The following is a 20,119-nucleotide window of genomic DNA, read 5'->3' on the forward strand; positions in this document are numbered from 1 at the left end:
CCCACCGCCGTCAACCCTCGGTATGACTCCGGTGTCAGGTCCGACGCGCCTCGCCGGACACGTCCAGCAGGCCTCGTTGACCGAAGGCGACGTTCTGGTCGACCAGCACGGCCACGTCCTCGCCCGAGAACCGCAGCTCCAGGCGTAGCTCGAACGGTGTACCGAGGAAGATCATCCGGCCGCGCAACGTCAGCTCGTCGGTCCAGGCCGCCGCGGTCGCCACGTCGGCCGGCGCACCCAGGAGCGCGCTGGTTCCCGGGCTCCACTCCTCATGGCCGAACGACACCACGTGGTCCACGCCTTCGACCGTGAAGACCACCTCGGTCCGGCCGTCCGCGTCACGACCGAGAGTGAGAGCGCTGAAGCCTCGCGGGTTCGGCTCGAGGTCGTAGGTCACGCCCAGGAGCGAGTCCTCGACCGGAGTCGACTCCGCCCCCGCCGGCGTGGGCAGCGCGAGCTCCAGCGGGGCGGCTTCGTCCGGCTGTGGCGTCGCGGCCCCGATGTCCGCCGGCGTGGCCCAGGCGTCGTCGCGCAGGAACGCGTCCCATACCGCCTCCGGTACCGACGCCAGGTCCGACAGGCCCGACGTCGTCGTGATCACCATGTCCTTCTCCGGCCAGACCAGGATGTACTGGCCGAATGCGCCGTCCGCCCGGTAGGCACCGTGCCGGCACTGCCAGAACTGGTAGCCGTAGCCCTGGCTCCAGTCGGGCGAGTCGCCCGGGCCGTTCTCGACCTGCTTCACCGTCGCTGCCGCCACCCACTCGGCCGGGACGAGCTGCTTGCCCTCCCAGACACCGCCCTGCAGGTAGAGCTGGCCGAACGCGGCCATCTCCTCGATGGTGATCGTGAGGCCGAACCCACCCGTGTCGATGCCGTCCGGGTCCTGCTCCCACGTGGCGTGCGTGATGCCCAGCGGCGCCAGCAGGCGCGGCGTCAGGTAGTCGAGCAGGCGCTCACCCGTGAGCCGGTGCAGGATCGCCGACAGCAGGTAGGTCGCCCCGGTGTTGTAGACGAAGCGCGTGCCCGGCTGGTGCTCCACCGGCTGCGCCAGGATCGCCCGGGCCCAGCCGTCGCCGGGCAGGGAGATCGTGCGGTCGATGCCCTCCATGGTCGAGGCGCTGTGGCCCGTCGTCATGGTCAGCAGGTCGCGGACGCGCATGGCGCGGAGGTGCTCGCCCGGGTCGGCGGGAGCGTCGTCCGGCAGGAGGTCGAGCACGCTGTCGTCCACCGTCAGGAGCCCCTCGTGGACCGCGATCCCGACTGCCGTCGACGTGAAGCTCTTGCTCACCGAGAACATGACGTGCGGCCGGTCGGCGGTGTGCGGATGCCACCCGCCCTCCGCGATGACGCGGCCGTGCCGCAGCACCAGCACGCTGTGCACGTCCTCGATACGGTCGAGGCTGTCGATCAGGCGCCGCACCGCTGCGGGCTCGACGCCCTCGGCCAGCGGGGTGGACCGGGGCAGGATCCGAGACATGCTGGGCACGATACCTGGGCCAGGTCTCAGTCCAGAAGCCAGGTCGGGTCGCGGAGGTAGGACTCGGCCACGGAGAGCGTGCCGGGCACCTGCGCGGACCAGAGGTCCGGCGGCAGTGCGTCGGCACGGTGGGTGGTGGTCCAGCCGAGCATCTGCAGGCGGCGCACCATGGACAGCGCATGCCAGACTCCCTGGCATGCCCCGCGACCTGCGCGCGCTGCCCAAGGCGAACCTGCACCTGCACCTGACGGGGTCGATGCGGCCGTCGACCGCCGCTGAGCTGGCTGCCGGCTACGGCCTCCCGGCGCTCCCCGCGGCGCCGATCGAACCAGGCGTCGTGCATGGCTGGGACGCGTTCCAGGCCCGGTACGACACGGCCCGCGCAGCGGTCCGCTCCGCCGAGGACATCGCGCGCGTGGTCCGCGAGGCCGTGGAGCAGGATGCCGCCGACGGCGTCGGCTGGACCGAGGTGCAGGTCGACCCGACGTCGTACGCGGGACGGCTCGGGTCGCTGGAGGCGGTGGTCGAGGCACTGCTCGACGCCGCTCGCGGCCTGCCGGTCGGCGTGATCCTCGCAGCGAGCTGGGGCGCGGACCCCACGCACGCGGAACGGGTCGCCGGGCTTGCGGTGAAGTACGCGCCGCACGGCGTGCTGGGCTTCGGGCTCTCGAACGACGAGCGGCGCGGACGCGTCAGCGACTTCGTCGAGGCGTACCGGCTGGTGGCCGACGCCGGGCTGGCTCGCGTACCGCACGCCGGGTTCTACGAGGGCGCGTGGCACGTGCGTGACTGCGTCGAGCTGCTGGGCGCCACCCGCATCGGGCACGGGCTGACGACGCTCGAGGACCCCTCGGTGGTCGCGCTCCTCGCCGAGCGCCAGGTGACGCTCGAGGTCTGCCCGACGTCGTACCCGCCGTTCGGCGTCACGCCCGCCCTGACCGCGGTGCCGGCGCTGCTGGCCGGCGGCGTCCCCGTCGCCCTAGCGAGCGACGACCCGCTGCTGTTCGGGGTCGGGGTACACGGCCAGTACGAGATCGTGCGGGAGGTCTGCTCCGACTCAGAGCTCGCGACCATCGCTGCCGCCTCGATCCGGGCGTCGCGCGCGCCGGCCGGTCTGCGGCGGCAGCTGCTCGACGGGGTCCAGGACTGGCTGGCTGGGTAGCTTCGCAGGACCGAGGAAGGCGCCCTGCCTTCTCAGCACCTGGAGTGCCGACACCGCGAAGGTGCGCGTCGCCGTCAGCCAGAACGCTGCCGGACGCAGCCCGCAGGCGCGGAGCGCTCCCGCGTGGTCGACCACCAGAACCGTTGCGGCGCCGGCCGCAACGACGCCCCACGCAAGGCCCACGGCCACCCGGACCACCGCGGGAGTGGATGCGAAGCCCTGCCGGAGGCGGTCGATCTGGAAGCGCAGGTGGTTCAGCTCGTCAGACTCGACGCGACGGCCGATGCCGCGGATCACCGGGTCGGGCCCGGACGACCGCAGCGCCGTGAAGTAGCCCATCGCCACCGACTCGGCGACGAGGAAGAGCGCGAGCTCGGTGCGCAGTCCAAGCAGTCGACGCAAGCGGGTGAAGGCGGCATCGGACCAGTGCGCAGACAAGGTAGATGCGCCGAGATGACCCAGCCCGCGACGGAAGAGCTCGGAGTGCCGCTGCTCCTCGACCACGAGCCTGCGGAGCGCGTCGAGGTACACCGTGTCGCCTGCTTGCTCGGCCTTGGCGAGCAGCCGGGCTCCGTCACCGTTCTCACCCAGCTCGAACCGCTGGAACGACTTCACCAAGGCCACCTTGACGGACTCCGGCAGCTCGCACGGAGTGTCCCAGTCGATCTCCCGCTCCATCGCGACCTGCACGACCCGGTTGTTCTCGAAGTGCTCCACCCAGGCGGCGAAGTTGGTTCCCGTGGCGTCTGCGCTCGTCATGAGCCCGAACGTAGTGACGCGGCCGGCAGGCGTCTGTCTTCCAGCCGGTTCATGACCGGACCTCCACGTGATGCGCGCAGACGGCACGAGACGGACACTCACCCCGCGGCCTTAGAGCAGCAGCTCTCCCACCACCTCGTCGAACAGCATGTTCCCCGTCTTGCGGAAGCCGCAGCGCAGGTAGAACTCCTCGGGCCCGTCGGAACCGGGGACCCACAGGACGGTGATGCGGTCGAGCCCCCGACGCCTGGCCTCCTCGGCCACCTGCTCCACGGCGAACCGACCCACCCCGCGCCTGCGCGCCTCGCGTGCCACGTTGAGTCGCCAGATCCCGGCCCGGAACTCCGGGATCTCCTCCTCCGGGTTCCAGTTCGCCATCACGAAGCCGACCACCTCGTCGCCGTCGAGAACCACCCTCGGCCATGCCGTGGGATTGACGTACGCCTCGGCGACCGACCAGGCGACCGGTGCCACGGGCTCCTTGTCGGGTGGCTGAGGTGGCAGCTGGACAGCCGCGAAGAGATTGTCCGTCGTGAGCTCGGCGATCTGGAGGTTGGCCATGAACTGACTGTGCCACGAGCCACCGACAACGACCCGTCCGATGCCGGCCGTCCATCCGTCCAGCGACTCAACGTCGAAGCCGGTCCCTGGCCTCCATCAGAGCGAAGCCGAGCAGGTTGAGACCACGCCAGGCGGCCGGGTTCTCTGCGTTCTCGTTCTTGGCGCCCATCCCGATACCCCAGATACGGTCTCGCGGGCTCGCCTCGACGAGGACACGCGAGCCGGTACGCAGCAGGTACTCACGCATCTCGGGGTGCGCTGCGAACTTGTGCACGTTGCCGCGCACGACGATCTCGAATCGCTCGCGCTCCCACACGGCGTCGTCGAAGTCGCGGACCGTGCGCCCCGCTGCCTTGGCCAGCGCGGGGTTGGCGGCGTCGATCGCCGCGGCCTCCGCGTCCGCGTCGCCGAACAAGCGCGCCTTCTCCGCCATCATCCAGTGCTCGGCGGTGCGATAGCGGTGGCCGTCCACGACGAACGGTGCCTCGAACCACTGGCTCAGGCTGCCCTTGCCGGGGCTCCCGTCAGGCTCGGGCGCGTGACCCCAGAAATGTAGGTACTTGACGGCGGCTCCGGACTCGGCCAGCGCCCGTAGCTCCCTCACGGAACGGGCGGACGCGGGCGCGTAGGTGACGTCGTCAGGCATGACCAGAAGTGTGCCAGGAGCCTCTGACACGCCAGCCCATCGATGGTCAGCCCGCGACGACCTCGACCTCGTAGCCGTCGCCGTTCTCCAGGTAGGCGGCGTAGTGGTCCGGTCCGCCGGCGTGCGGATGCCGGTCCGGGAAGAGGAGAGACCAGCCGTGCTCCGGCGCCGCCTCGACCAGCAGATCCACCTCGGCGCGCGTGCCGCCGTGGAACGCGAGGTGGTTGAGGCCTGGAGCGAGCCGATCATGGGTATCGGCGGCGAGGGCAGGGCTCTGCTCGACGACGACATAGGTGCCATCGAGGATCCAGCTCAGGCCGGCGTCCCACCGCTGGTGCTCCGTGTAGCCGAGCGTCGTGAGGAGCCATCCCCAGGACAGCTCCGCGCGACCGAGGGACGGGACCCACAGCTCGACGTGGTGCAGGCGTCCGCGACTCACGGGGCAGCCGCCGCGATGACCCGGGTGAGGCTGGTGTGCAGCGCCTGGAGCTCCTCAGCGGACATGCCCAGCCGCGCCATGATCGCCGGTGGCACGAGCAGCGCCTGCTCGCGCAGCGCGCGGCCCTTCTCCGTGAGCTCGACGGCGAGCGCCCGCTCGTCGCGGGGATCGCGGCGGCGCGTCACGTAACCGATCGCCTCGAGCCGCTTGAGCAGGGGTGACAGGGTGCCGGGGTCGAGCTGCAGCAGCCCGCTGAGCTGCTTCACGGACAGCGGCGACCGCTCCCACAGGGCGAGCATCACCAGGTACTGCGGGTGCGTGATACCCATCGGTTCGAGCAGCGGCCGGTACAGCGCGATGACGCTGCGCGAGGCGACGGCGAGCGCGAAGCAGACCTGGCGGTCGAGAGCCAGGAGATCGTCGGCAGCTGCGGCGTCGGGCCGTGATGTGGCGGTCATGTCGCTCCTCTCGGATCTCTTCTTGGATATTGACCAGGCTAACAGTTTGTGTGCAAACTATTGGTACACCAAGCAAATGGAGAACGAGATGCGCAACCGCGACGGTCTGACCCTCGGATACCGCTTCAAGTGGCGGCTCAACTGGCTGCTCCTGACCGTGGCCGGACCCGCCCAGCAGGCGGACGACACCGACCCCCGACGCCGCATGGAGCGTGAACGCGCCGCACTGGTGGCGCAGCTCCGGGCCGAGCGGGCCCAGGGCTGAGCTCAGTGCCCTGCGGCGACCAGCAGGTCCCGCGTGAGCGGCGCAAGAGGATAGCTCGCGACCGGGTCGGCAGGATCGATCCACACCAGCTCCTCGATCTCTGCCCGGACGGCGACCTCGGTACCTGGTCGCAGACGGACCTGGTAGACGTGCGCGTCGACGATGTGGTCGGGCTCGTTCGCGGCCGGCGCCCCGAACCTGCCGAGGCTCTCGATGTCCGCCGGCTCGAGCCGCAGGCCGACCTCTTCCTCGACCTCCCGGACGAGAGCGGCCAGGGGCTCTTCGCCCGGCTCGATCTTGCCGCCCACCTGCATGAACGTCTGTGTGCCTCGCTTGCGGACGAGCAGGTGCCGCCCGTCGGAGCGCTCGACGACGACCGCGACGATGCGCAGCGTCGTGATCGGACCGACCGCGCCGTCCTCGCTCATGACTGCTCCACTATCTCTTCGATCACCGTTCCGCCCAGCACCTGCACGACGAGCGGTACGCCGACCATGCCGGCCGACGCGATGTCCGGGTCGTCGTCGGACGGCTCGTCGTAGAAGTCAGGTTCGCCGACCGGGGCCACCGCCGTTCGAGGTGTGCTCGCGCCCGCGTCCGCGGCGGCCACACGACGCGGCTCGGGGGCGGCACCGCTTGCTGCTCGCGCCCGGCGCTCGTTCGCCTGCCGCAGGGCCTCGCGCGCACTGCCCGCCCCGGACATGGGGGCTTGCGCGGGTGCTGCGGCCTGTGCTGGAGGCTGTGCCGGGGCCTGGTCCTCGTAGACCGGCTCGGGCTCCGGCATGTCGTAGTCCGCAGGAGGCTCGGTAGCGCTGGCCCCCGAGAGCCAGGCCTCGTCGGCCGCGCTCGCCGCCGCTCGCGGGCGGGCGGCAGGCCGGGAAGGCTCTGGTCGACCAGCCTCGGGCCCGGTTGGCTGGGGCCGAGAAGGCTCGGGACGCTCGGCGACCGCGACGCTACCCTGGGCCGACGCCGGGGCCACCACGACCGACCCACCGGAGGAACCGCCGCCCACCGCACTCATCGTGGCGACACCTACGACGGCCACCGCGTCGGCCGAGGCCGGCGGCGCGGATACCGTGGCCGACGCCCCGCCGGGCGGCGGCACGTCGGGCCAGTCGGACGCCGGAGCAGTATCGGGCGCCGGCGCCTCGCTGCTGGGTTCGTCCGACACAGGCCCGCCGCCCTGCGGCGTACCGCCACCCGACGACGCACTGGCAGCCGGGCCTCCGCCGGAGGTTCCGCCGCCGGACGACGCACCGCCGCCGGACGGCCCCTCGTCGAGAGTCGCCTCGACACGGACCCGGATGCCGAGCGTCTGGTAGACCGCCTCTTCCACCGCGCTGGTGTGCCGCGCGTTCGAGAACGTGCGGGCCAGGCCGGGGGCCGCGAAGCCGAGCTTCAGCGTGTTGCCCTCCAGCGAGGAGACCTGCGCGTTAGGACCGACGAGCGACCACGTCACGCGCGCAGCGGCGAGCGAGCCGAGCACCTCTGGCCAGCGCCGTCGGACCGTCTCCGTCGTGACAGCCGGCTCTGCGTGGGACTCGGCTGGTGCCGAGGCTGTGGCAGGTTCCGCCGGTGCCTGCTGGACCGGTGCCCGCTGTGCCGGCACCTCTTCAACCGGCTTCGGCGCCGGGGCAACCGGCTCGGGTTCTGCGGGCGTCTCCGGCGGGGGTGCGACCTCGGCCGGCGGCGCGGGCTCGGGTGCAGGGGCAGGAGCGACCGGCGCAGCCTCGGGTGCGGGGCGAACGGGCGCCGACGTCGCGGACTGGCCTGGTTCACCCCGCTTCTTGCGCGCGTCGAGCACTGCGCGCGCGGCAGCCGCCCCGGCAAGCCCGCCCGCCGTCGGCTCCTGCGGAGGCGTGCCACCCGCTGCTGTGCCGCTCGGTGCCGTGCCTTGTCCCGGTCCGGGTGCGGCCGGGGCTCCGGAGGCGACGATGCCGCCACGCTCGAGCCGGTCGATGCGCGCGGCGAAGCCCGCGGCACCGTCATCGGCTCCGGGCAGGAGCAAGCGGGCGCACAGCAGTTCCAGGTGCAGGCGCGGTGACGTAGCGCCGGTCATCTCGGTGAGGGCCGCGTTCACGAGGTCGGCGGCCCGAGAGAGCTCCGCGACCCCGAGGCGTCCCGCCTGGGTCCGCATGCGGTCGAGCTGGTCGGCCGGGATGCCCCGCAGGACGGCACTGGCGGCGTCACCCGAGACACCGATGACGATGAGGTCGCGCAGTCGCTCCAGCACGTCCTCGACGAACCGGCGCGGTTCGTGCCCCGTCACGATGATCTGGTCGACCACCCGGAAGATCGAACCGCCGTCGCGTGCCGCGAGCGCGTCCACCACGTCGTCCAGCAGGGTCGCGTGCGTGAAGCCGAGCAGGCCGACCGCGAGGTCGTAGTCGACGACCGCATCGGGGGCGCCGGCGATGAGCTGGTCCATCACGGACAGGGAGTCGCGTACCGAACCGCCGCCCGCGCGCGTGACCAGCGGGAGCACTCCGCTGGTGACCTCGACCTCTTCGGCGGCGCAGAGCTGCTCGAGGTACGGGGACAGCACGTCCGGCGGCACGAGCCGGAACGGGTAGTGGTGCGTGCGCGACCGGATGGTGCCGATCACCTTGTCCGGCTCCGTGGTCGCGAAGATGAACTTGATGTGCGGCGGCGGCTCCTCGACGATCTTCAGCAGCGCGTTGAAGCCCTGCGGCGTCACCATGTGCGCCTCGTCGAGGATGAAGATCTTGTACCGGTCCCGAGCCGGCGCGAACGTGGCACGTTCCCGCAGGTCACGCGCGTCGTCCACACCGTTGTGCGACGCCGCGTCGATCTCCACCACGTCGAGCGAGCCGGAGCCGCCGCGCGCCAGCTCGACGCACGAGGGGCACTCGCCGCACGGGGTGTCGATCGGCGACTCGGGCGTGTTCTTCGCGCAGTTGAGCGTGCGGGCGAGGATGCGTGCCGAGGTCGTCTTTCCACAGCCTCGTGGACCGCTGAAGAGATAGGCGTGGTTCACCCGCCCGCTGCGCAGGGCCTGCATGAGGGGGCCCGTGACGTGGTCCTGGCCGATCACCTCGGCGAACGTCTCGGGCCTGTAGCGGCGGTATAGGGCGGTGCTCACCCCCGCAACGATAGACGGCCTCACTGACACGCGGAGGACAGCCCTCCACAGGTTTGACAGCGATGTGACCGGGTGGGCCTGCGGTGGCGCACTACCACCCGTGGACCAGCCACTGCCTCATCGCCTGAGCGCCCGCCGCGCCAGCCCGTTCCCCAGCCACTGCACGGCCTGGACGATCACCACGATGATCACCACGACGACAGCAGTCACCGCCCAGTCGTACTGCCGGTAACCCTGGACGATCGCGAAGTCGCCGAGCCCACCGGCACCCAGGTACCCGCCGATCGCCGACATGTCGAGCACGCCCACGAACAGGAACGTGTAGCCGAGGATCAGGGGCGCGAGCGCCTCGGGCACCAGGACGGTCCGAACGATCCGGAACGGTGAGGCCCCCATGGCCCGGGCCGCCTCGACCACTCCCGGATCGATCGAGACGAGGTTCTGCTCCACGAGCCGCGCGAAGACGAACGTCGCCATGAAGCACATGGCGAAGGTGAACGCCTCGATGCCGATCGTCGAACCGATGACGGCGCGCGTCAGCGGCCCGAGCGCCACGAGGAAGATGATGAACGGTATGGGCCGCACCACGTTGACGGCGAGGTTCAGCACCGCGAACACGAACCGGTTGCCGAGCAGGTTCCCCGGTCGGGTCAGGTACAGCCCGAGCCCGAGGGCTAACCCGAGGAAACCGCCCACGAGCAGCGTGATCAGCACCATGTACGCGGTCTGGCCGGCTGCCTCCCAGAGCAGCGGCGCCAGCTGGTCCCAGCTCACAGATCGTTCCCTTCCGTGAATCCGGTCGGCCCGCCGTACGGCCCACCACCGAGCCGGAGATGCCCGGGCACGCGCGGAACTGGTGCGTCACGCCGGTCGGTATCCGGTACTTCTTCCTGTCGGACGACGACGCCCGTGGTCACCTCGCGCGGGCTCGTGGCGGTCCCGTGGTCGTCCACCCAGGTGACGTCGCGCAGCGCCGAAACAGCCGCCTCGACGGCGTCCGTGTCACCGACGAGCTCGACGGTCAGCGACCCGTACGGCCGCTCCGCGACCTCGGTGATGCCACCGAAGACGACGGTCCCGTCGACGCCGTGCTCACGGAGCGTGCGCGTGAGCACCGCCGACGAGCCCGCTACCTCGTCCACGCCCACCGTCACGATGTGCCCGGCGTGCCGCGTACGCAGGCGCGCCAGCACCTCCGGCGACGGCCGGTCACGCAGCGCGGTGGCGACGAACCGCCGGGTCACGTCGTGCGCGGGCGCGCTGAACACCTGGTACGCCTCCCCCACCTCGACGACCCGCCCGCGATCCATCACGGCCACGCGGTGACAGATCGAGCGCACGACATCCATCTCGTGCGTGATCACGACCACGGTGACGCCGAGCTCCCGGTTGACGCGCTGGAGCAGGTCGAGCACGTCGCGCGTGGTCTCGGGGTCGAGGGCCGATGTCGCCTCGTCCGCCAGCAGGATGCGCGGGTTCGTGGCGAGGGCCCGGGCGATGCCGACGCGCTGCTTCTGCCCGCCCGAGAGCGCGGACGGGTGCACGCCGGCCTTCTCCGCCAGACCGACGAAGTCGAGCAGCTCGGCCACCCGGGCCGCCCGCCGCGAGCGCGGCCAGCCGGCCACCTCGAGCGGGTACGCGACGTTCCCCGCGACGGTCCGGGAGGCGAGCAGGTTGAACTGCTGGAACACCATCCCGATCCCGGCGCGCACCGGGCGCAGCCGGGCCTCGTTGAGGGCGCCGAGCGCGACGCCGTCGACCACGACGTCGCCCCCGGTGGTGCGCTCCAGCGCGTTGATCAGCCGGACCAGGGTGGACTTGCCGGCCCCCGACTGACCGATGACGCCGAAGATCTCGCCCTCGCGGATATCGAGGGTGACGTCCGAGACGGCGCGCACCTCCGCGCCTCGCCCGCGGGCCGGGAACACCTTGGAGGCGCCCTCGAACCGCACGATGCTGCTGGTCGGAGCGTCGGTCACGGCAGACATCAGGAGGCGTCCGCCTCGATGCCGGCCAGGATCTCCTGCAGCTCGGAGGCCGGGTTGTCCTTGATGACACCGGTGCCGCCCGAGGCCTCGAGGACACCTTCCTCGACCTCCGGGGAGTGGTAGATCTCGATGAGCTGCTGGAACACCTCGTTGTCGGCGTCGGCCGCCCGTGCCACCCACACGTTGATGTACGGCTCGGCCGCCGACGAGTCCGGGTCGTCCGAGAAGATCGCGTCCTCGGCGGTCAGGTCGGCGTCGCCGACGAAGTCGTTGTTGATGATCGAGGCGTCGACGTCCTGCAGCGCGAGCGCCGTCTGGGCGGCGTCGACCGGGGTGACCGTCACGCGCGACTCGTCCTCGAGGATGTCGGCCGGCGTGGAGAACGCGCTGCCGCCGTCACGCAGGGCGACGAGCCCGGCCTCCTGGAGCACGAGCAGCGCCCGGGCCTGGTTGGTGTCGTCGTTGGGGATGGCGATCTCGCCGCCGTCGGGGATCGCCTCGACGCTGTCGTGCTTCTGGGAGTACAGGCCCAGCGGGTAGACGGCGGTCGCACCGATCGGGGCGAGGTCCTGCCCCGACGCCGTGTTGTAGCCCGCGAGGAACTGCAGGTGCTGGAACTGGTTGAGGTCCAGGTCACCGTCGGTCAGGCCCTGGTTGGGCAGCTGGTAGTCGCTGAAGTTCACGATCTCGACCGTGATGCCCTCCGCCTCGGCCAGGTCGGTGAAGGTGTTCCAGTAGTCGTCGCCGGAGTTGACGACGCCGATGCGTACCGGGTCCTCGGCGGTGCCGGCGGCGGCCGTGGCGTCGTCCCCTGCGCCGCAGGCACTCAGGGCGAGAGCGGTGGCGGCAGCGAGGCCGGTGGCCAGGACAGAGGTGAAGCGAGACATGGGTGGTCCTCTCAAGGGCGCACTGGCGCGGGTATGCCTGTGCTCAGGATGCGTGGAGCCTGCGTCTGACGCAGGCCGAGGTGAGACGGCGGGCCACGGCCATCAGCAACGTGGCGAGCTCGGAAGAGTTCGAACGGCCCTCAGCGGGCCGCGGGGCAGAGCGGCGCTCTCAGCGCTCGCACATTCGCTCGCCGCGCACATGAGCGCGACACACGGCGTCGCGACAGGTGCGCGACGTCGTTGCTGCGGTCCAGGTGCGGGTCATACGGACATCGTGCGGCACTGCACGACGTCGAAGCGAATCGCCTCGGGGTAAATCCCACGATGCGGAACGAAAACCATCCACATGGGGTTAGCGGCATGGATGTGTGTCCGCTGACCGGGTCTTGCGGCTGGTCAGATGCCGTAAATCGGGGTTCGTTATGCCCTTGGGGGCATGGCTGCACAGGGTGCTGGACCTCGACGTGGTTGTCGGGTATGCGGCGGACGAGTCAAGCGCAACGGCACCACGAGCGCGGGAAAGACCCGGTGGCGGTGCACGGACTGCGGGTCCTCGTCGACCCGGTCGCGGCCCGACGTGGCCCGCCGTGCGCAGGCCGAGGCGTTCGTGGCCTGGCTGACCGGCACTGCCTCGCAGCGGGTGCTGGGCGGCGGGACCGGCCGCACGTTCCGTGACCAGCACGCGTGGTGCTGGAACATCGAGCCCAGGATCCCGGTCACGGGGCAGGTCTACGACGAGGTCCAGGTCGACGGGATCTACCTGCGCTCTGGCTGGTGCGCGCTGATCGCGATCACGGGCGGGCAGGTGATCGGGTGGCAGTGGTGCGACCGGGAGAAACAAGCCGCTTGGGCCGCACTCCTGGCACGGCTCCCCGCCCCGAGGGTCGTGGTCACCGACGGGCAGGCCGGGATCCTGGCCGCCGTGGCCCAGTGCTGGCCCACCACCCGGGTCCAGCGCTGCCTGGTCCACGTCCAGCGCAACGTGCGCACCTACCTCACCCTGAAGCCCCGCACCGATGCCGGACGGACGCTACGCGCGTTGTCGTTGTCCCTGACCAAGATCACCACCCGCGACGCCGCGACCACGTGGCTGACCCGGCTCAACGATTGGCACCAGGTGCACGGGCACCTGACCCGGCAACGCACCTACCGGCACGCCGTGCACGCCGCCGCGGTCCCGTCCTGGACTCGGCCCGGACAGACCTGGTGGTACACCCACGACCGGCTCCGCAAGGCCTACCGCCTGCTGGCAAAGCTCGCCCGCAAGAACGTGCTGTTCACCTACCTCGACCCCGCGTTCGACGGACTGGGCATCTCGAGCACGACGAACAAGATCGAAGGCGGCATCAACGCCCAGCTCCGCCTGGTCCTGCGTCATCACCGCGGGATGAGCCCTCACCACGCCCGCCGCGCGATCGAGTGGTGGTGCTACCAGCACTCCGAGAACCCACGCCCACCCGCCAGCCTCATCCAGCCCGCCCACTGGCAGCCACCCACGCCCACCACCGTCATCGACGAACCCGACGGGCCTACCGGCTACGACACCCACACCAGCGCCGACGAAGGACTCTGGGCCCGCAAAGGCTGGGCCGGCCACTCATGACACGCCCGGGGACAGACACACATTTCTGCCGCTAACCCTCCACATGGTGGATGAGCCGCTGCATCCCGGGCACTAAAGGACCCCCCGCACACCCACCAGAGCTCACTTACCCTTGCTGCCTTCCGGCCCTGGGGGAGTTCGGCGAGGTGATGCCGTACGAGGGGTCTGCCCCCAGCCTAACCGATCCGGACACCCCGGCCCAACCAGGCGGAACCCGCTGTACGCCACCTCACAGCCGCGCCGCGCGCTCCGATTCGTTGTCCGAGCATGGCGTCCGGTATCCTCGACAGGCCGCGCCAGACTTCGGTCCTGTGGCCGCGCGCCGCCTCGGCGAGCGCGAGGAGGATTCGCCTAGTGGCCTATGGCGCACGCTTGGAAAGCGTGTTGGGTTAACGCCCTCGGGGGTTCGAATCCCCCATCCTCCGCAGTGCGCAAGGGCCCGGAACCGTTGGAATTCCACGGTTCCGGGCCCTTCGTCATGTCATGAGCGAGGCCCGTGGGCGCAGAATGGGCACACCTTCACGAAACCGCGGCTGATCGAGCAGCATCCAGCGACGCCGCTACCGCGTCGAGGTCGTCGTCGAACAGGTCGGCGTACACGTCGAGCGTCATGGCCGCCGACGCGTGCCCGAGCATGCGCTGCACCGCCTTCACGTTCGCGCCGGCCGACACGGCGAGCGACGCCGCGGTGTGCCGCAGGTCGTGGGGCGTCACGCGCGGGATGCCGGCCCGCTTCACCGACAGCGCGAACCAGCTCTTCGCCGTCGCCGACGACGACCGCTTGAGGTGCTGGCCCGGCTCGGTCGGCGACTGGAACACGATGTCGTCGCGCCCCTTGCCCTGGCACCGCTTCGCCAGTTGCAGCGTGACGAATCCCGGGAACGGCACCGACCGCCGCTTGTGCGTCTTGGGGGAACCGACCTTGACGACACTGCCGACCTGGACCGCGTTCTCCTCGACCGCCAGCCGCCGCAGCATGTCCAGGTTCCGCACCCGCAGGCCGGTCGCCTCGCCTCGCCGCAGCCCGCAGTAGGCCAGCACGTACACCAGGGTCTCGCACTGATCCCCAACCTTGCCCGCTTGCTCTGCGAGCTGCTGGACCTGCTCGTGCGTGAGGTACGTGCGGCCCTTCGGCGGCTTGCGGGGCAGCGTCACGCCGCGAGCCGGGTTCGCTTGCACACGCCGGTCGGTCACCGCGCCATCGAGGATGCTCGCCAGGATGCCGTAGGCCCGCTTGACGACTGTCGCCGACTTCGGGCGTTCGATCCATCGCCGGCCGTCGTCGTCCGGCTCGACGTCCTTCGCGGCCGCGCCGGTTGCCTCACGCCCAACAGACATGCCTGTGCCCCACCCCTGTACCGCCGTCGTGGGAACGTCGCCCACGGCCACGCATCCCACCTCGGTTCAACGTGCACGCGCCAGGCCATCTCCAGGCTGCGGTAGGTCGAGGGCTTGCGATGCCGCTTCCGCTCGAGCCATGCCGGGCCGAGCTCGCCGATCGTTACCCGGGCGGCCGACTCCGCGACATAGGTACCGGCACGCTTGGAGACCTCGACCTCCTTGCCGTACGCCTTGGCGTCCTCCCTGCGCGTGAAGCCGCGCTTCTTCGTCGACTTCCGGGTGACCGGGTCACGGAACCGCGCCATGTAGCGCGACTCGCACTTCGGCCGGCCGTCCCGCGTCTTGCCGGTCTTGACCTCGTACGCCTCGGTGGTGGCCATGGCTAGACGTCTCCGCCGAGCACTTCCAGCGGTGCCGCAAGGACATCGGGCAGCGGGGAGGGCGGAGCCGTCGCCCGGAGCCCAGAGCGCGCCTGACCCATAGCGGTCAGCGCATGGTAGAGGTCGCGCTCGTACTTCTTGATGTTCAGCTCAGTCTGCTCCGCGAGGAATTCGGCGTCGGTGGGGCCGGTGACATCGAGATGGTCCAGCCTCTCAGCATCCGGAAACCCCGGGGGGAGGATGCCAGCCTTCGCCTCCGCCAACCTGGCACGAAGCCTTTCGAGCATGTCGACCAGGTAGACAGCCTTGAGGCGGTTCGTGCGTTCCGTTCGAGCTGCGCCCACTCCGCCATTCGAGCCATCGTTCGTGGTGACTGACCCGTCACCGAGAATCCACGCCTGTCCCGCGAACCATTCCATCGCCTCGACGGGCAGCAACTCGACCCCAGGCAGCACCTCGACCGGCGGGTCACCCGCTGCCGAGAGCATCGGGTCGATGCCGTCAGAACGGCAGTTGATACACCGCCTTGCTCACTGGCTGCTCCATCGACTCGCGCTACGCTCGCTCGCCGAAGGTAGCGAGCCGCGCCAGCCCGCCAAATAGAGGGCATCTCCACAAACTGCGCACCCGCTTCACTGAAGCAGGTGTCTACTCTGTGGGCGACTGGGGGCGCGATTTGATCGCGTTCACGATGACGCCCCCGATGATCAGCATGACCCCGATCAGCAGGGGTAGCGCCCGGACCTCGCCGCCACCAAAGGCAGGCAGGAACGCGATGAGTACGGCGATCCCTCCGACGGCGATCAGACCGTTGATCTGGTGCAGCCAGCTCGTGTTCTCCTGCTCATCGCTCATGCCGTGCATCCTTGCGCGCCGACGAGCGTCGAGCCAGGCACACCGGGGGTGAATGAACGCATCACGCCGTCGCCATCACCGTTTGTGCCGCGCCCGCCCCCACGCGCGTCCGAGGCAATGCGCTGCTGGGTGTCGCCGAGGCTGGACTCATCCGCCGGAGAAACCGCGAACAGCCCAACCTCGGCAACGTGGGGTAGATCAGAAGGCGTGAACCCGCGCCGGCACAGGCACCTTGTACGGCACCTCCTCGTAGTAGGACCAGTCGCGGTATGACCGCAGCCCGACCCCGTCGATCGCCGACGTGCTGATGACCAGCACGCCGTCCTTGAGGAACCGAGCGCCCTCGAGGGAGCCGAAGTTGATCAGGTGCTCGTCGCCGTTGGCCATCACGATCCGGAGGACCTTCGTGCCGTTGGAGGCGAATTCGGCCCCCTTCACGCTCGCGAGGTGGCGGTCGTCGCCCTCGCCCTCGACGACGTAGTGCTTCTTAGCCATCGGCTTGCCTTTCTCCTGCCCGCGCATCTGGAGTGCGTAGGTCCTTGGGTGAAACGCTACGCGCGACCACTGACGTTGACGCGCAGGAGACGTCCACACGTCCGCCGGCGGACCTCAGCCCAGCAGCGACAGCAGAGCCTCCGCGGCGCCGAGGTCACGATCGGCGCGGCCATCCCGCAGAGCAAGGCGGGCGTGCCGTCGTACACCGTCGGCCACCAGTCCGGGCGGCAGGGCACGGTTCGCCAGACGGACATCCTCCGGCTTGTCAGTCGCGCGGAGTAGCCTGGCCGCGACAACTGCCAAGTGGTCGAAGAAGCCCCCCACCTCGACAAGGTGGGGGGCTTTCGTCATACCTCAGGCCGAGACCAGGGTCTGGTCCGGCGACGTCGTCGTATCGGGGGCCGAGGTGATCGTTGCCACCCAGCCTCCAACGCTAGGACGGATGGTCTTGAGAAGGTCAATGACCTCGGAATGGACGTGAAACCGCGTTGTCAGCACGTCGTAGTCGATCGGGGCGCCGAGGTCGAGAAACTCAATCCCAACCGCCACGCCCATGTCGTCCAGGTCGACGACGACTCCACCCTTGAGTTGAGCCGACTCGGCGACCGGCTTGTCGGACAAGGTGACGTATGCGGCATCCGCCTCGGAGTCGATATCAACCCTGATGCTGGTCTGCATCGCGCTCTCCCTTCCATGCCGTGGACTTGACGATCATTGCCTTCGGGTTACGTGGTGGCCACACAACCCATACTTTCAAGGTTCGATCTCCGAACGCCTTCAAGAAGAGCATGCTCCCTTCCCCAGGGTCCGGCACCTTCCGATCAGGGCCGTCCAACGTAGCACGGATCGACTCCTCGTCGACACCCCTCTGAGCCATGCGATCGCGGCAGTGCTTCGTCAACCGGGCACCCATCACTACAAGACCGACACATCGAACTTGAGTGTGCGCACGTGCTTGCCATCGAGCGAGAGATCGACCGTGTACAGGCCGGGGACCGGAAGCCCGACCTGCATCTGGAACGCAAAGAGAACGCCCTTTCTTCCCTCGTACGGGATACCCCCGTCCGCGTCGAGCGTTCCGGAGATGTCCATGACCACCATGTCCCGGGGTGCGCTGAATCTCGCACCCAGGTCAACAGTGTGCACGTCCTCGCTGACCCTGATGCGCCCGGCCACGCACACCAGGTGAGCTGCTGGCAGGCCGGGGGTCTTGGTGTGCGTGTAACTCGCACCAACCGCCGTGAGCTTGCCACCTTCCACCCGGGCATAGTCCGCAAGGAAGGCGTAGTCGAGTTCGATCATGGCCGGAGCGTATCCGGCAGCGATACGGGCTGCGTGAGCATCCCCATGACCTCCAGGGTGTTTGGTTCAGATAGACGTTACCGACCAACCTCATCGCGCGCCATGGAAGTAGCGGGCCCCTGTCTGGCATCCACCGGCTGTAGTCAGCCCAGCAGTGACAGCAAGGCCGCCGCGGCGCCGTCGTCGTCGATCGTGCCGGTGACGGTGTCCGCCGCGGCGAGGACGCGCTCCGACGCGTGGCCCATGGCGACGGACCGAGACGCCCACCGCAGCATCTCCAGATCGTTCTCGCCGTCGCCGATCGCGACCGTCGCGTGGAACTCGACGCCGAGCTGGCGGCGCACCTTGTCCAGCGCGGTCGCCTTTGACAGGGCAGGCGGGGTGACGTCCACCCAGTCGGGCCGAGTGGCGATCGCCGTCAGGCTCATGGCGCGCAGCACTGGCACGAGCCCGAAGGCGGCCGGCCCATAGATCGCGAGCCGCGGCGTCGGTCCCGCCCACAGCTCTTCGAGCACGCGGACGCTGCGCTGCTCCCCAGGGAGCTCGCCGTCGGGGAACGGGGTGTTCACGCGGTACCCGACGCCCACCACCTCGGCCGCGACTCTGATGCCGGGCATGGACTCCACAGCCACGCGTATGACCGGCTCGGGCTCGATGGTGTGCAGGTCGGTGATCTCGTACTCGCCGCCCACCAGGTGGGCGGTGACGGCGCCGTTGCTGGCCACGATCCACGCGTCGTCGAGCCCAAGCTCGGCGGCGGCGTCCAATGCGCCGACCAGGGAGCGGCCCGTCGCCAGGACGACGTGGTGCCCGGCCGCGCGGACCCGCTCGACCGCCGCGCGCGCGGCGGCCGTGGGTAGTTCCCCCGTGTTGAGCAGAGTGCCATCGATGTCGCAGGCTACGAGAGCCGGTGCGGTGAGGTGCAGAGCGCTTGCGGTCTGCTGGGGGGTGGCTGAGGTCATGCGGTGGAGATTATTGCCGCAGATCTGAGGTGGCGAGAAGATTGCTCAAGATTGCTCGGCCTCAACTTCGAGCCGGTCGGAGATTGTCTCGGCGGTCCGGGTCAGAAGCGTGCGCGCCTTCCGGTCATAGTCGGCGTCGAGGGCGAGCGTTTCGAACACCTTGGTGTAGAGCTCGACCTCGCCAGGCTGCGCCAGGTTGAGGCCGGCTGAGAAGGTCTCGACCTGGACGAGGTCGGCGTCGTGAATCCAGAACCCGTGAGCCGGTGCAATCGTGTAGCGCGTCTCGAACGGGATGATCCCGAGCCGGACGCTCGGTAGCATGGACAGGGAGATCATCCGGTCGACCTGGCCCAGCATCACCTCGAGCGGGCACAGGGCATAGTGCAGCACCGCCTCGGTCACCACCATGTGGAACCGCTTGCCCGGCCGGTACAAGACCTCCTGCCGGCGCATGCGCTCGGCCACCGCGGCGTCGGCGTCCTGGCGATGGCCGAACTTGTGCGTGACCTCGGCGAAGCGGTGCCGGGCGTACTCCGGTGTCTGCAGCAGGCCGGGCACGAACGTCGGCTCGAAGATGCGCAGCAGGTCCGTCGACTCCTCACGCCGAGCCGTCTGCGTCTGGACCGTCGCGACGCCCGCGCGGAACTGCCGCTGCCACTCCGCGTACCGGGTTTCGAGCGTGTGCAGCGCAACGAGCAGACCTTCGGTTTCCTGCTCGGCGCCGGCTGCCCGGCACCATGCCCGGATGTCGGCATCCGACGGCGTCTGCTTGGAGTGCTCGATCTTGGAGACCTTGGACGGCTGCCAGGACAGCGACGTGGCGAGCTGCAGGCCAGTCAGGCCCGCAGCTCGCCGTAGCTCGCGCAGACGCCCCGCGAGGGCGTCGCGAGCGTCGTTGAGATCAGAGCTTGTCGATGTGCTTCGCGGCAAAGTCATCTCTCGTGATCGCGCGGTGCCAGGCAGCATCGCGCTGGTAGTTCAACTCGACCACGGTGGTCGGGTCGTCGATCAGCTCGACGCCGAGGAACTCGTCCTCGTCATCGAAGTGCATCTTGCCGACGGTCCGCGAGTCGAACAGCCAGTAGTCGAACTCGGGTAGCCCAGCGGCGTCCTGCCGTGCAACGTACCGGATGTCCTCGCCCGCCTCGTTGGCCAGCTCGGCGACATTCACGGAGAACCGGACGTAGTCGCTCAGCGGCACCGTCACGACCCGCACGCGCCGGAAGGTACGCCCGTTGCCGGTCGTCGTCCGGATCGACGCGAGCCAGTTCTGGAACCAGCCCATGTCAGGCTCCTCGCCGGCGAGGAACTGCGCGAACGCGGCCGCCTCGCTCGGCGCGGCGTAACTGTCGCGGGTCTCCAGCCGGAACGCCGAGTGCTCAAACTCCTTGAGCATCCTGGCGAATTCAGGCCCGGGCGGGATCAGCTGCACG

Annotated in this window: 25 protein-coding genes, 1 tRNA gene and 1 other RNA gene; 4 read left to right on the plus strand and 23 right to left on the minus strand. The window is 69.8% G+C overall.

Annotated features, from left to right (window positions below):
• Positions 1-34: 34 nt before the first annotated feature.
• Entirely contained in the window at positions 35-1,480 is a 1,446-nt protein-coding gene (locus ACQEVI_RS09765; protein WP_432897527.1) for a serine hydrolase domain-containing protein, read from the minus strand.
• A gap of 26 nt (positions 1,481-1,506) precedes the next feature.
• Entirely contained in the window at positions 1,507-1,650 is a 144-nt protein-coding gene (locus ACQEVI_RS09770; RefSeq protein ID WP_432897530.1) for a hypothetical protein, read from the minus strand.
• A 26-nt stretch (positions 1,651-1,676) separates the two neighbouring features.
• Here ACQEVI_RS09770 and add point away from each other — a divergent pair, with 26 nt between their 5' ends.
• Positions 1,677-2,642 (plus strand): adenosine deaminase, encoded by a 966-nt coding sequence (gene add / locus ACQEVI_RS09775; protein WP_432897533.1) that lies wholly within the window; start codon positions 1,677-1,679, stop codon positions 2,640-2,642.
• Here the strand turns inward: add and ACQEVI_RS09780 are convergent.
• The 5 genes from ACQEVI_RS09780 to ACQEVI_RS09800 all read right to left on the minus strand — a co-directional run bounded on the left by ACQEVI_RS09780 (position 2,538) and on the right by ACQEVI_RS09800 (position 5,505).
• Positions 2,538-3,401 (minus strand): ferritin-like domain-containing protein, encoded by an 864-nt coding sequence (locus ACQEVI_RS09780; RefSeq protein WP_432897536.1) that lies wholly within the window; start codon positions 3,399-3,401, stop codon positions 2,538-2,540. The genes add and ACQEVI_RS09780 overlap by 105 nt on opposite strands.
• 111 nt (positions 3,402-3,512) lie before the next feature.
• Positions 3,513-3,962: a GNAT family N-acetyltransferase gene (locus ACQEVI_RS09785; RefSeq protein WP_432897539.1), complete on the minus strand. Its 450-nt coding sequence runs from the start codon at positions 3,960-3,962 to the stop codon at positions 3,513-3,515.
• Positions 3,963-4,029: 67 nt separating this feature from the next.
• Positions 4,030-4,608 (minus strand): NADAR family protein, encoded by a 579-nt coding sequence (locus ACQEVI_RS09790; protein WP_432897542.1) that lies wholly within the window; start codon positions 4,606-4,608, stop codon positions 4,030-4,032.
• A gap of 46 nt (positions 4,609-4,654) precedes the next feature.
• The gene (locus tag ACQEVI_RS09795; RefSeq protein ID WP_432897545.1) at positions 4,655-5,047 is read right to left on the minus strand and encodes a VOC family protein; all 393 of its coding nucleotides are present in this window, start codon (positions 5,045-5,047) and stop codon (positions 4,655-4,657) included.
• Positions 5,044-5,505: a MarR family winged helix-turn-helix transcriptional regulator gene (locus ACQEVI_RS09800; protein WP_432897548.1), complete on the minus strand. Its 462-nt coding sequence runs from the start codon at positions 5,503-5,505 to the stop codon at positions 5,044-5,046. Before ACQEVI_RS09800 ends, ACQEVI_RS09795 begins: the two co-directional genes overlap by 4 nt.
• A gap of 76 nt (positions 5,506-5,581) precedes the next feature.
• On the opposite strand from ACQEVI_RS09800, the gene ACQEVI_RS09805 reads away from it, so the two are divergent.
• Positions 5,582-5,770, plus strand: a complete 189-nt coding sequence (locus ACQEVI_RS09805) for a hypothetical protein (RefSeq protein ID WP_432897551.1) — start codon at positions 5,582-5,584, stop codon at positions 5,768-5,770.
• Between the two features lie 2 nt (positions 5,771-5,772).
• On the opposite strand, the gene ACQEVI_RS09810 is transcribed toward ACQEVI_RS09805, so the two are convergent.
• The 5 genes from ACQEVI_RS09810 to ACQEVI_RS09830 form a co-directional block, all read right to left on the minus strand.
• The gene (locus ACQEVI_RS09810) at positions 5,773-6,198 is read right to left on the minus strand and encodes an NUDIX hydrolase (protein ID WP_432897554.1); all 426 of its coding nucleotides are present in this window, start codon (positions 6,196-6,198) and stop codon (positions 5,773-5,775) included.
• A complete protein-coding gene (locus ACQEVI_RS09815; RefSeq protein WP_432897557.1) occupies positions 6,195-8,873 on the minus strand; it encodes a DNA polymerase III subunit gamma and tau in 2,679 nt (892 codons plus the stop codon). Before ACQEVI_RS09815 ends, ACQEVI_RS09810 begins: the two co-directional genes overlap by 4 nt.
• A gap of 117 nt (positions 8,874-8,990) precedes the next feature.
• Entirely contained in the window at positions 8,991-9,647 is a 657-nt protein-coding gene (locus tag ACQEVI_RS09820) for a methionine ABC transporter permease (protein ID WP_432897560.1), read from the minus strand.
• Positions 9,644-10,861, minus strand: coding sequence for a methionine ABC transporter ATP-binding protein (locus tag ACQEVI_RS09825; protein WP_432897564.1), 1,218 nt, complete (start codon positions 10,859-10,861; stop codon positions 9,644-9,646). Before ACQEVI_RS09825 ends, ACQEVI_RS09820 begins: the two co-directional genes overlap by 4 nt.
• The gene (locus ACQEVI_RS09830; protein WP_432897567.1) at positions 10,861-11,748 is read right to left on the minus strand and encodes a MetQ/NlpA family ABC transporter substrate-binding protein; all 888 of its coding nucleotides are present in this window, start codon (positions 11,746-11,748) and stop codon (positions 10,861-10,863) included. Before ACQEVI_RS09830 ends, ACQEVI_RS09825 begins: the two co-directional genes overlap by 1 nt.
• A gap of 436 nt (positions 11,749-12,184) precedes the next feature.
• On the opposite strand from ACQEVI_RS09830, the gene ACQEVI_RS09835 reads away from it, so the two are divergent.
• Complete coding sequence (locus ACQEVI_RS09835) at positions 12,185-13,351, plus strand: IS1249 family transposase (protein ID WP_432897570.1); 1,167 nt, start codon at positions 12,185-12,187, stop codon at positions 13,349-13,351.
• 72 nt (positions 13,352-13,423) lie between these two features.
• Here the strand turns inward: ACQEVI_RS09835 and ffs are convergent.
• Positions 13,424-13,520: signal recognition particle sRNA small type (gene ffs, locus ACQEVI_RS09840), an RNA gene on the minus strand.
• A 171-nt stretch (positions 13,521-13,691) separates the two neighbouring features.
• Here ffs and ACQEVI_RS09845 point away from each other — a divergent pair.
• A tRNA-Ser gene (locus ACQEVI_RS09845) sits at positions 13,692-13,776 on the plus strand.
• A gap of 94 nt (positions 13,777-13,870) precedes the next feature.
• Here the strand turns inward: ACQEVI_RS09845 and ACQEVI_RS09850 are convergent.
• The 10 genes from ACQEVI_RS09850 to ACQEVI_RS09895 all read right to left on the minus strand — a co-directional run bounded on the left by ACQEVI_RS09850 (position 13,871) and on the right by ACQEVI_RS09895 (position 20,118).
• Positions 13,871-14,689, minus strand: coding sequence for a tyrosine-type recombinase/integrase (locus ACQEVI_RS09850; RefSeq protein WP_432897573.1), 819 nt, complete (start codon positions 14,687-14,689; stop codon positions 13,871-13,873).
• Positions 14,690-15,074: 385 nt separating this feature from the next.
• Positions 15,075-15,560: a hypothetical protein gene (locus ACQEVI_RS09855; RefSeq protein WP_432897576.1), complete on the minus strand. Its 486-nt coding sequence runs from the start codon at positions 15,558-15,560 to the stop codon at positions 15,075-15,077.
• Positions 15,561-15,720: 160 nt separating this feature from the next.
• Positions 15,721-15,927, minus strand: a complete 207-nt coding sequence (locus ACQEVI_RS09860; RefSeq protein WP_432897579.1) for a hypothetical protein — start codon at positions 15,925-15,927, stop codon at positions 15,721-15,723.
• A gap of 198 nt (positions 15,928-16,125) precedes the next feature.
• A complete protein-coding gene (locus ACQEVI_RS09865) occupies positions 16,126-16,422 on the minus strand; it encodes a hypothetical protein (RefSeq protein ID WP_432897582.1) in 297 nt (98 codons plus the stop codon).
• Between the two features lie 354 nt (positions 16,423-16,776).
• Positions 16,777-17,100: a DUF2283 domain-containing protein gene (locus tag ACQEVI_RS09870; RefSeq protein ID WP_432897584.1), complete on the minus strand. Its 324-nt coding sequence runs from the start codon at positions 17,098-17,100 to the stop codon at positions 16,777-16,779.
• A complete protein-coding gene (locus tag ACQEVI_RS09875; RefSeq protein WP_432897586.1) occupies positions 17,078-17,335 on the minus strand; it encodes a DUF4258 domain-containing protein in 258 nt (85 codons plus the stop codon). Before ACQEVI_RS09875 ends, ACQEVI_RS09870 begins: the two co-directional genes overlap by 23 nt.
• A gap of 2 nt (positions 17,336-17,337) precedes the next feature.
• Positions 17,338-17,724, minus strand: a complete 387-nt coding sequence (locus tag ACQEVI_RS09880) for a DUF6941 family protein (protein ID WP_432897589.1) — start codon at positions 17,722-17,724, stop codon at positions 17,338-17,340.
• Between the two features lie 143 nt (positions 17,725-17,867).
• Entirely contained in the window at positions 17,868-18,686 is an 819-nt protein-coding gene (locus tag ACQEVI_RS09885) for an HAD family hydrolase (protein ID WP_432897592.1), read from the minus strand.
• A gap of 45 nt (positions 18,687-18,731) precedes the next feature.
• On the minus strand, positions 18,732-19,622 hold the full coding sequence (locus ACQEVI_RS09890) for a helix-turn-helix domain-containing protein (RefSeq protein WP_432897595.1): 891 nt from the start codon (positions 19,620-19,622) through the stop codon (positions 18,732-18,734).
• A complete protein-coding gene (locus ACQEVI_RS09895; protein WP_432897598.1) occupies positions 19,588-20,118 on the minus strand; it encodes a DUF6879 family protein in 531 nt (176 codons plus the stop codon). Before ACQEVI_RS09895 ends, ACQEVI_RS09890 begins: the two co-directional genes overlap by 35 nt.
• Between the last annotated feature and the right edge of the window lies 1 nt (position 20,119).

Source organism: Promicromonospora sp. CA-289599, assembly GCF_050936155.1.
GTDB lineage: Bacteria > Actinomycetota > Actinomycetes > Actinomycetales > Cellulomonadaceae > Promicromonospora.

Excerpts from the sequence above, each read along its gene's own strand:
- ACQEVI_RS09835 (WP_432897570.1), top strand. The coding sequence starts at position 12,185 with ATGGCTGCACAGGGTGCTGGACCTCGACGTGGTTGTCGGGTATGCGGC.
- ACQEVI_RS09890 (WP_432897595.1), bottom strand. The coding sequence starts at position 19,622 with ATGACTTTGCCGCGAAGCACATCGACAAGCTCTGATCTCAACGACGCT.
- ACQEVI_RS09810 (WP_432897554.1), bottom strand. The coding sequence starts at position 6,198 with ATGAGCGAGGACGGCGCGGTCGGTCCGATCACGACGCTGCGCATCGTC.
- ACQEVI_RS09765 (WP_432897527.1), bottom strand. The coding sequence starts at position 1,480 with ATGTCTCGGATCCTGCCCCGGTCCACCCCGCTGGCCGAGGGCGTCGAG.
- ACQEVI_RS09860 (WP_432897579.1), bottom strand. The coding sequence starts at position 15,927 with ATGAGCGATGAGCAGGAGAACACGAGCTGGCTGCACCAGATCAACGGT.
- add (WP_432897533.1), top strand. The coding sequence starts at position 1,677 with ATGCCCCGCGACCTGCGCGCGCTGCCCAAGGCGAACCTGCACCTGCAC.
- ACQEVI_RS09885 (WP_432897592.1), bottom strand. The coding sequence starts at position 18,686 with ATGACCTCAGCCACCCCCCAGCAGACCGCAAGCGCTCTGCACCTCACC.
- ACQEVI_RS09780 (WP_432897536.1), bottom strand. The coding sequence starts at position 3,401 with ATGACGAGCGCAGACGCCACGGGAACCAACTTCGCCGCCTGGGTGGAG.
- ACQEVI_RS09875 (WP_432897586.1), bottom strand. The coding sequence starts at position 17,335 with ATGGGTGCCCGGTTGACGAAGCACTGCCGCGATCGCATGGCTCAGAGG.
- ACQEVI_RS09855 (WP_432897576.1), bottom strand. The coding sequence starts at position 15,560 with ATGCTCTCGGCAGCGGGTGACCCGCCGGTCGAGGTGCTGCCTGGGGTC.
- ACQEVI_RS09870 (WP_432897584.1), bottom strand. The coding sequence starts at position 17,100 with ATGCAGACCAGCATCAGGGTTGATATCGACTCCGAGGCGGATGCCGCA.
- ACQEVI_RS09805 (WP_432897551.1), top strand. The coding sequence starts at position 5,582 with ATGGAGAACGAGATGCGCAACCGCGACGGTCTGACCCTCGGATACCGC.
- ACQEVI_RS09825 (WP_432897564.1), bottom strand. The coding sequence starts at position 10,861 with ATGTCTGCCGTGACCGACGCTCCGACCAGCAGCATCGTGCGGTTCGAG.
- ACQEVI_RS09865 (WP_432897582.1), bottom strand. The coding sequence starts at position 16,422 with ATGGCTAAGAAGCACTACGTCGTCGAGGGCGAGGGCGACGACCGCCAC.
- ACQEVI_RS09785 (WP_432897539.1), bottom strand. The coding sequence starts at position 3,962 with ATGGCCAACCTCCAGATCGCCGAGCTCACGACGGACAATCTCTTCGCG.
- ACQEVI_RS09790 (WP_432897542.1), bottom strand. The coding sequence starts at position 4,608 with ATGCCTGACGACGTCACCTACGCGCCCGCGTCCGCCCGTTCCGTGAGG.
- ACQEVI_RS09880 (WP_432897589.1), bottom strand. The coding sequence starts at position 17,724 with ATGATCGAACTCGACTACGCCTTCCTTGCGGACTATGCCCGGGTGGAA.
- ACQEVI_RS09800 (WP_432897548.1), bottom strand. The coding sequence starts at position 5,505 with ATGACCGCCACATCACGGCCCGACGCCGCAGCTGCCGACGATCTCCTG.
- ACQEVI_RS09850 (WP_432897573.1), bottom strand. The coding sequence starts at position 14,689 with ATGTCTGTTGGGCGTGAGGCAACCGGCGCGGCCGCGAAGGACGTCGAG.
- ACQEVI_RS09770 (WP_432897530.1), bottom strand. The coding sequence starts at position 1,650 with ATGGTGCGCCGCCTGCAGATGCTCGGCTGGACCACCACCCACCGTGCC.
- ACQEVI_RS09830 (WP_432897567.1), bottom strand. The coding sequence starts at position 11,748 with ATGTCTCGCTTCACCTCTGTCCTGGCCACCGGCCTCGCTGCCGCCACC.